The 8,802-nt window shown below is 65.0% G+C and carries 7 protein-coding genes and 1 pseudogene; 4 read left to right on the top strand and 4 right to left on the bottom strand.

Annotated features, from left to right (window positions below; genetic code table 11):
• Positions 1-124: 124 nt before the first annotated feature.
• The 3 genes from ACZ5ZX_RS37745 to ACZ5ZX_RS37735 form a co-directional block, all read right to left on the bottom strand.
• Entirely contained in the window at positions 125-931 is an 807-nt protein-coding gene (locus ACZ5ZX_RS37745) for a sugar phosphate isomerase/epimerase family protein (RefSeq protein WP_465506776.1), read from the bottom strand.
• Positions 931-2,082 carry a dihydrodipicolinate synthase family protein gene (locus ACZ5ZX_RS37740; RefSeq protein ID WP_465506775.1) on the bottom strand — a complete coding sequence of 384 codons (1,152 nt, stop codon included), beginning with the start codon at positions 2,080-2,082 and terminating at the stop codon, positions 931-933. The genes ACZ5ZX_RS37745 and ACZ5ZX_RS37740 overlap by 1 nt, the downstream gene beginning before the upstream one ends.
• Positions 2,083-2,160: 78 nt before the next feature.
• Positions 2,161-3,201: a LacI family DNA-binding transcriptional regulator gene (locus ACZ5ZX_RS37735; protein ID WP_465506774.1), complete on the bottom strand. Its 1,041-nt coding sequence runs from the start codon at positions 3,199-3,201 to the stop codon at positions 2,161-2,163.
• Positions 3,202-3,239: 38 nt separating this feature from the next.
• Here ACZ5ZX_RS37735 and pip point away from each other — a divergent pair.
• The 4 genes and pseudogenes from pip to lpdA all read left to right on the top strand — a co-directional run.
• A pseudogene (gene pip / locus ACZ5ZX_RS37730) lies at positions 3,240-4,178 on the top strand (prolyl aminopeptidase); the annotation flags it as partial.
• 66 nt (positions 4,179-4,244) lie between these two features.
• Entirely contained in the window at positions 4,245-4,652 is a 408-nt protein-coding gene (locus tag ACZ5ZX_RS37725; protein WP_465506831.1) for a nitroreductase family deazaflavin-dependent oxidoreductase, read from the top strand.
• Positions 4,653-4,715: 63 nt separating this feature from the next.
• On the top strand, positions 4,716-5,531 hold the full coding sequence (locus ACZ5ZX_RS37720; RefSeq protein WP_465506773.1) for a lysophospholipid acyltransferase family protein: 816 nt from the start codon (positions 4,716-4,718) through the stop codon (positions 5,529-5,531).
• Positions 5,532-5,541: 10 nt separating this feature from the next.
• A complete protein-coding gene (gene lpdA / locus ACZ5ZX_RS37715) occupies positions 5,542-6,927 on the top strand; it encodes a dihydrolipoyl dehydrogenase (RefSeq protein WP_465506772.1) in 1,386 nt (461 codons plus the stop codon).
• Between the two features lie 141 nt (positions 6,928-7,068).
• Here lpdA and ACZ5ZX_RS37710 read toward each other — a convergent pair whose 3' ends face one another.
• The gene (locus ACZ5ZX_RS37710) at positions 7,069-8,577 is read right to left on the bottom strand and encodes a P-loop ATPase, Sll1717 family (RefSeq protein ID WP_465506771.1); all 1,509 of its coding nucleotides are present in this window, start codon (positions 8,575-8,577) and stop codon (positions 7,069-7,071) included.
• Positions 8,578-8,802 lie beyond the last annotated feature (225 nt).

The following is an 8,802-nucleotide window of genomic DNA, read 5'->3' as shown; positions in this document are numbered from 1 at the left end:
CCAGCCTCGGCGCCCCTCGGTGGGGGGGGGGGGGGTGGGGGGTGGGCGGGGGGGGCGCCGCGAGGGGGGTTCTAACCCGAATCGCCACTCACGACCAACCCGCGCGGCCACTTTTCGACGGGTGTCAGGCGACGTGGTCGCGATAGGCCTCGATGGTCTCCGCGAGCACCTCGCCGCCGGGACGGCGCCAGAGGTCCGCGTCGAACACCTCGACCTCGATAGGCCCGGTGTACCCGGCGGCCTCGACACACGCCTTCAGGTGGCGGTGGTCGATCGGGCCGTCACCGGGCAGCGCGCGACCGAGCAGGGTGTCGGTCAACGGCACCTTCTGGTCGCACACGTGGAATCCGGCGATCCGCCCGGCCGCCGCGGCGATCGACTCCTCGATCCGCGGATCCCACCACACGTGGAACTCGTCGACGATCACGCCGACCTGGTCGGCCGGATGCTCCAGCGCGATCGCCAGCGCTTGCTCCACTGTGGACAGAACAGACCGTTCGGCGCACTGCATGGGATGCAGGGGCTCCAGCCCCAACCGGACCCCGCGCTCACCGGCGTAGGGCGCCAGCTCACCGACCGCGTCGGCGACGCGCTGCCTGGACGTCGTGAGCTCGCCGTGCACCCCGCCGACGACCAGGACGAGCACGTCCGCGCCCAGCGCGGCCGCTTCGTCGATCGCCTCGCGGGTCTGCGCGACACCGTCCACAGGGGACCCTTCCGGGGTGATCCCGGTGAAGAAACCGCCGCGGCACAACGACGACACGCCGACGTCGTACTCCTTGAGCAGCCGGGCCGCCTCCTCGACGCCGGTCTCGGCGACCTTGTCCCGCCACAGGCCGATCCAGCGGACGCCCGCCTCGGCGCAGCCCGCCACGGCCTCCGGCAGCGACCACGCCTTGGTGGTGATCTGGTTCAGGCTCAGCCGGTCCATCAGGACACCCCCGCCGCGGCCAGCAGCGGCCGCATCCGCGCGACGGCGAGGTCGGGGTCGGCGAGTACCCCGGCCGCGTCCGCCAGGCGCAGCAGTTCGGCCAGATGCGTGATGGACCGGGCCGATTCGCGGCCCGCGACCATCCGGAAGTGGTTCTGGTGACCGTTGAGGTAGGCAAGGAACACGACGCCGGTCTTGTAGTTCCTGGTGGGGGCGCGGAAGATCGCGCGGCTGAGCGCCACCGTCGGGTCCAGCAGGTCGCGGAATCCGGCCGTGTCACCCTCGTCGAGCCGGACGAGCGCGGCGCCGGCGACCTGCGCGACGGCGTCGAAAATGCCGAGAAGTGCTTCGCTGTGGCCCTGATCGTCCCCGGCGATCAATTCCGGGTAGTTGAAGTCGTCGCCGGTGTAACACGCGACGCCTTCGGGCAGCGCGCGGCGGAACTCGGTCTCGATCGCGGCGTCGAGCACCGAAACCTTGACCCCCGCGATCACCCCGGCGTGGTCGGCGCAGAGCCTGCCCAGTTCGCGGGCGGCGGCGCGGACGTCGGCGTGTCCCCAGTATCCGGCCAGCGCCGGGTCGAACTGCTCGCCCAGCCAGTGCAACAGGACCGGTCGGTCGGCACCGGAGAGCAGTTTCCCGTACGCGGCGTGGTAATCCTCGGGGCCGGACGCCGACGCGGCCAGCGCGCGGCTGGCCATCACGACCGGGATGGCCCCGGCTTCGCCGACCAGATCCAGCTGCTCCCGCCAGGCGTCCACAATGGACTCCGCGGTCGCGTCACCGGCGGGAAGCTGATCGGTCCCGACCCCCGCGACCCAGGGGCGCCCGGCGGCGAGCGCGCCGGTACGCCGGATGAGGTCCTTGGTGGTGGCCCAGTCCAGACCCATCCCGCGCTGCGCGGTGTCCATCGCTTCGGCGACGCCGAGCCCGCAGGACCACAGGTGCTCGCGGAAGGCGAGTGTCGTCTCCCAGTCCAGTACCGCACCTTCTTCGGGGTCGGCGGCGGCGAGCGGGTCGGCGACCACGTGCGCGGCCGCGTAGGCGATCCGGGAGGTCGGTGGCGACGCCGGTTTCGCGGGCGTTTCCGCCCCGCGCGGCGTCCACTCCACCAGTCCGCCATCGGCGGTGGGCAGGGCGATCAAGGTCATCGGGTCTCCGTGGCGCGAGCGTGAGAAAGCGCTTTCTCACGCCACGGTAAGTCACCTCGCGGGCCGCACACAAGGGCTTCAGCGAGCGGGGGCGGCGGTACTGCTGCGCTGGACGACCTCGCCGGACATCCGCACCACCCGCGCCCTGGTGCCGGGAGCGGCCTTGAGTGCCAGGTCCATGGCCCGTTCGCCCAGTTTCTCCAGCGGAAGCGCGACGGTGGTCAACGACGGCGTGAGATCGCGCACTACCGGGATGTCGTCGAAACCGGCGATCGACATCTCGCCGGGCACGGAGACGCCGGCGTCGCGCAAGGCCGCCATCGCTCCGATCGCCATCACGTCGGTCACCGCGAACACGCACGTCGGCCACTGCTTCCGCGGCCGGGCGAGGATCTTCTCCATCGCCTGATAACCGCCGTCGCGGGTGAACGCCGCCTCGGCGACGTCGTTCTCACGCAGTTCGACGCCGTTTTCCAGCAGTTCCGCGGCGAAGCCGTCGAGGCGGTCGACGACGGTGGTCAGACTCCTCGGGCCGACGAGGACGGCGAACCGCCGGTGCCCCAGCTCCAGGAGGTTTTTCGCCAAAGCGGCGCCGCCGCCCCGGTTGTCGGGCTGGACGGTGTCCACTTTGAGCCCGCGATGCCTGCTCACCGCGGCGACATGCCCGCCGCCGCGCCGGTACGGCTCGAGTTCGGCGGCCATCGCCTTCTCCCACCCCTTGTCCTCGAAGGCGGAGCCGATCAGCAGGATGGCCGACGCGCGCTGAGCGCGCAGCGTGGAAACGTAGGCGACCTCCTTGGCCGGGTCGCGGAACGTGCTCGCGAGCATCACCAAGAGGTCGTTCTCACTCGCGACACGCATGATCCCGCCCGCGATCGCGGCGAAGTAGGGATCACCGACGTCGTGGCAGATCACCCCGACGCATGCCTGTGAGCCACCGGCCAATGCCTGAGCGTGAGCATTGGGGGTATAGGAGAGGTCGGCGGCCGCGGCGATCACCCGTTCGCGGAGATCCCCCCGAACGGTGGCGGTGCCGTTGAGTACGCGGGACGCCGTCGCGAGCGACACTTCCGCGGTGCGCGCCACATCTTCCAGCGTCACGTGGGGGCGGGCCTTCATCGATCCTCCAAGCTGGCGTTTCGGGCATAGTGGCGGACATGCTCGGCCTTTACCCGGAAATCGAACCTTACGTCCAAGGGATGTTGCCTGTCGGTGATGGCAACGAGATCTATTGGGAGGAATGCGGCGATCCCGAGGGCAAACCGGTGATCTTCCTGCATGGTGGCCCGGGAGGTGGTTCGAGCCCGAGGCACCGCAGGCTGTTCGATCCCGAGCGCTACCGGATCGTCCTTTTCGACCAGCGCGGCTGCGGGCGCAGCACCCCGAACTGTGCCACACCAGAGGCGGATCTTTCGGTCAACACGACCTGGCATCTCGTCAAGGACATCGAGCGGCTGCGCGAGCATCTCGGCATCGAACGCTGGATGGTCTTCGGCGGCTCGTGGGGAAGCGTGCTCGGGCTGGCCTACGCCCAGACGCATCCCGATCGGGTCACGGAACTCGTCCTGCGCGGTGTGGCCACGTTGCGGGTGAAGGAACTGCAATGGCTTTTCGGCGGGGGAGCGGCCTTCCTCTTCCCCGAGGCGTGGTCCCGTTTCCTGGACCCGGTGCCGTATTCGCGCCGCCAGGAGAACCTGATCGAGGTCTACCACGAACTGCTGCACCATCCGGATCCCGCGGTGCACGGGCCCGCCGCGGTCGCGTGGAGCCGGTGGGAGGGTGAAACGGTCAAACTGCGTCCGCAGGAGGAAGTGATCGACGCCTTCTCCGAGCCGGAGTTCGCGCTCGCGATCGCGAGAATCGAAAACCACTACTTCCGGCACGGCGGCTGGCTCGCGGAAGATCAGCTGCTCCGCGACGCCGGGAAGCTTGAGGGTATTCCCTGCGTTCTGGTGCAGGGACGCTACGACGTGGTCACTCCGGCCATCACCGCCTGGGAGCTCAGCCAGGTGCTTCCCGGTGCGGAACTGGTGATGGTCGGCGACTCGGGTCACGCGTTCGATGAACCCGGCACCCTGCACGAGTTGATCAGCGCGACCGACCGGTTCGCGTCAAACTGGCAGGGCGCCGCTACACGTCAGGACGAGGAGAGGAACGCACACATGCTTTTCGGTGACGAGCACGTCCGCCGCTACGAGGAGACCGACGGCGAGGTGGGACACGACTGGGAGAAGGGCGCGCCCTGCCTCGTCCTCACCACCAAGGGCCGCAAGACCGGCGAGGACCGCAAGTTCGCGCTGATCTACCAGTTCGACGGCGAGAACAACCCGGTCATCGTGGCGTCGAAGGGCGGCGCGCCGGAGCACCCGGGCTGGTACAAGAACCTCCTCGCGAACCCTGAGGTGAAGGTGCAGGTCAAGGCGGACAAGTTCACCGCGCGGGCCAGGACGGTGGAGGGCGAAGAGCGCTCGAAGCTGTGGGAGAAGCTGGCCGCGGTCTGGCCGGACTACAACGAGTACGCGAAGAAGACCGACCGTGAGATCCCCGTGGTGGTCCTCGAACGCGTGTGATCCGCGCCGCGTTCACGGCTGGTTTCGGCCGAACCGGAGCGAATTCGGCTACGAATTACCTCCATGGCGCCGATACCCCGCGAACGCTGGACCACACTGAGGCCCGTATCGGGTGACTTGCTGACCTTCCGCCAGATGATCGCCTTCGGCCGGCGCTTCAACCGCGTCGGCCGGGGCGCCTGGTTCAGCCTCGCGATCAACGTCGTCTGGCCGTTCCTGGTGCTGTTCACCCGGTTCCGGGTGCGTGGTGGTGAGCACCTTCCTGCTTCGGGTGGCTTCCTGGTGGCGTCGAACCACCTCTCGTTCGCCGACCCGACGACGGTCACGGCGTACTGCCTCGCGCACGGGCGCGTGCCGCGCTACCTGGCGAAGGCGAGTCTGTGGGACGCGCCGGTCGTCGGCTCGGTGATGCGTTCGGGCAAGCACATCCCGGTCCACCGCGGGGCGCCGACCGCGGCGGGCGCGTACCGCGACGCCGTCAAAGCCGTGCGTGAGGGCGAGTGCGTCGTCATCTTCCCCGAGGCGACGTTCACGGATCACCCGGACGGGTGGCCGATGCGGGGCAAGACCGGAATCGCGCGGATCGCGCTGGAGACCGGTGTCCCGGTGATCCCGCTGGCGAACTGGGGCACGCACCACCTGCTGCCGTCCGACGCCGTGCTCCCGCGCGGCTTCCCGCGCAAGACGGTGAACCTGGTCGCGGGGTCGCCCGTCGACCTTTCGGACCTCATGACCCCTTCGCCGTCACGTGAAGTGCTGGAAGAGGCCACCAAGCGGATCATGACCGCGGTGACCGACCTGCTGGTCGAGATCCGGGGCTCCCGGCCGCCTGCGGTGAGTAGGCAGTCTCACCCTTCGGAGCGTCCCGGTGAGGGGTAGGTTTCGAGGTATGAGCGCACACTATGACGTCGTTGTTCTGGGCGCCGGGGTCGGCGGTTACGTGGCCGCCATCCGGGCGTCGCAACTGGGGCTGAGCGCGGCGGTCGTGGAGGAGAAATACTGGGGCGGGGTCTGCCTCAACGTCGGCTGTATTCCTTCGAAGGCACTGCTGCGTAACGCCGAACTCGCGCACATCGTGACCAAAGAGGCGAAATCCTTCGGGATCAAGGTCGACGGCGAGGTCACCTTCGACTATCAGGCCGCCTTCGACCGCAGCCGCAAGGTCGCCGACGGTCGCGTCAAGGGCGTGCACTTCCTGATGAAGAAGAACAAGATCACCGAATACGACGGGCACGGCACTTTCCTCGACGCCAACACCATCGAGGTCAACGGCGAGCGGATCACCTTCGACAACTGCGTGATCGCCACCGGCGCGACCGCGCGCCTGCTCCCGGGCACCACGCGCAGCGACCGCGTGGTCACCTACGAACAGCAGATCATGGAAAACGAGCTGCCGGAGAGCATCGTCATCGCCGGCGCGGGTGCCATCGGCGTCGAATTCGCCTACGTGCTGCACAACTACGGCGTGAAGGTGACCATCGTCGAATACCTCGACCGGATGGTCCCGCTCGAAGACGCCGAGGTCTCCGCCGAACTCGCCCGCCGCTACCGGAAACTCGGCATCGAGGTGCTGACCTCCACCAAGGTCGAGACGATCGACGACACCGGCGAGCAGGTGCTCGTGACCGTGTCGAAGAACGGTGAGCAACGCGTCCTCGAAGCGGACAAGGTGTTGCAGGCCATCGGTTTCCAGCCGCGCGTCGAGGGATACGGCCTCGACAAGACCGGCGTCGAACTGACCGACCGCGGCGCGATCGCCATCGACTCGCGCGGCCGTACGAATGTCCCGCACATCTTCGCCATCGGCGACGTCACCGCGAAACTGATGCTCGCGCACGCGTCGGAGTCCATGGGCGTCGTCGCCGCCGAGACCATCGCGGGCGCCGAGACCATGGAACTCGACTTCGTGATGATCCCGCGCGCGACCTACTGCCAGCCGCAGATCGCCAGCTTCGGCTGGACCGAGGAACAGGCCCGCGAAAAGGGCTTCGACGTCCAGGTGGCGAAATTCCCCTTCACCGCCAACGGAAAAGCGCACGGCCTCGGCGAGGCCGTCGGCTTCGTGAAGATCCTGAGCGACGGTGAACACGGCGAACTGCTGGGCGCGCACCTGATCGGCCCCGAGGTGACCGAACTGCTGCCGGAACTGACTTTGGCGCAGCAGTGGGACCTGACGGTGCACGAGATCTCGCGGAACGTGCACGCTCACCCGACCCTCGGGGAAGCGGTCAAGGAAGCCGTGCACGGCCTCGCGGGACACATGATTAACATGTGAGCGTGAACCTGCCCTGACCTGCGGGTTTGCGGGTCAGGGCAGGTGTCAGGCCGTGGCCAGGCCGTCACATAAACCCGGCTGTTCTAGCAGGTTTCCTGGAGGCTGTTTCTGGAAAACTACCTCCCGCGAGTGACCTAACGGCTAAGCTTGTGGGTTGCGTTTGGGTTCCCGCATCCCAAGGTAGGTTCTAAACATCGGATGCACCTGGAAGGTTTGGATGCTTGCCAGGCTCAAACTGACTACTTGATATGGGCCCAAGTATGCACTTCCACTGCGCCTTCTGCCCTTGATTCCGCCTACGGCGCGTGCTCTTAGAAACCCTACCCGCCAGAGGATCTCGATTAGTGCTTCCGGGTCAAGGGGCGACAGCCAATCTCGCGCGGCCTCTCCAGTTGGTACTTCGTCGCAGATAAGTTCAAGGCAGAAATATTCCAGATCCCCCCGAGAGAAGGTGTATGTACGCCCTCTGAAGGCGTCGAGTACACCTAGGAGGCCGGGGTACTGAAACCTGTACTCGGACGCGATATCTTTAGTTCGATCCTCTGAGTATGACTTCTCGGCGGTTGTTACTGTTGAATATTTTAGCGGTGGGTCTGAGTCTTCTTCGATTGCACTCTCGATTACCTGTGTGGAAAATTGAATTATCTCCCGGGGGCGGTACAGGGTCCTGTCAACTAGGTAGTTGAAGGACTTGCTCTGCCGGTAATCGAGGGTTTCCGAAAATATTGAAGACCAGACTTCCGTGTCTGAGTTTCCGTGGAGGCCTGGGATGGAGTTCCTTATTCTCTTTGCCATCAAGCTTAGTAGGCCAGACTCGGTCCATGTAATTGTTTCAATAAGATCACGGTACTTCTGGGCGTCATCGTAAATTGCCGGGATGTTGTCGTATAGTTCCTGCCGAAGGGACATGTAGACGCGCAAGTTGGGGGAGAATTGGTTTATCTGTACGCAGGCCTGGAAAAGTCCGGCCACGAAGGACTGGGCGTCCTCCGAGGAGTCCCAGCCTTTATCGAGTTCATCGACAAGTACAATTACTTTCCGCTCGTTAAGTACTTCGGCTAACTTTGGGAGTAGGTGGTTAATCTCCTCTAGCTTGTATAGCTTTTCAAGTGCTCTGGTCTTTAGGGATCCTTCCAGGCTTCCTAGCTTGATGCCTTCAAGTCTCTTTATGTACGAGATCAAAGATGACAGCTTGCTCATGTTTGGGTCGTAATGGTGATCGCGAATGTATCGGTGTATATCGCCCATTGCGCCGCGCTTTGGCTTGGTAGTCTTATCGCAGATTGTTTTCATTACTTGTACATAGATTAAGTACTTCCAGCCAGCGGCATATGCACCGTACTTCGCCCATGCTCCTGCTTGTTCTGTTGCAAGTGTCGATTTTAGTAATTCGTAGGAGTAGTCCTCTGGTGCGAGCTCAATAATGTGTGCGCCGTCATCTCGGCCTCGCTTTGCTGTCATCTGAAAGATTGCGCTCTTGCCGACGCCGCGATTGCCGAGAATGATGGTCTTTGTACCTTGCTCTACTCGCTTAAAAGCTTCCGATTCTACGAAATAATGTTCAAGGCCGCGATGGATATCTCGTTCTGCGGCGGGCGCGCCAAGATCAATTTTCTTTAGGTCTAAGGATGGGCATGTTTCCGGATCCATGATGATTCCCTATGGTCTGTGAATGCCGGGGGTAGTTATTATTTCTTCTTGCGGTCCCACTGCATCTGGCAAGCGTCGCCGCAGATCAATCGATGCCAGTAGCGGCCAAGTGGGTGCAGCCTTCCGCCATTCACTGTGACGACCCTTCTGTTCGAGACATCGCGTCTCCAGGGGTCGCACGAGAAGTGACTGGCGTTACAGTCGGCGCTGCTTGGACGTCAGCGC

The organism is Amycolatopsis sp. NPDC033938 (assembly GCF_055575975.1).
Note: the sequence above shows the minus strand (reverse complement) of the source record. Positions and strands in the feature narration are given on the sequence as shown.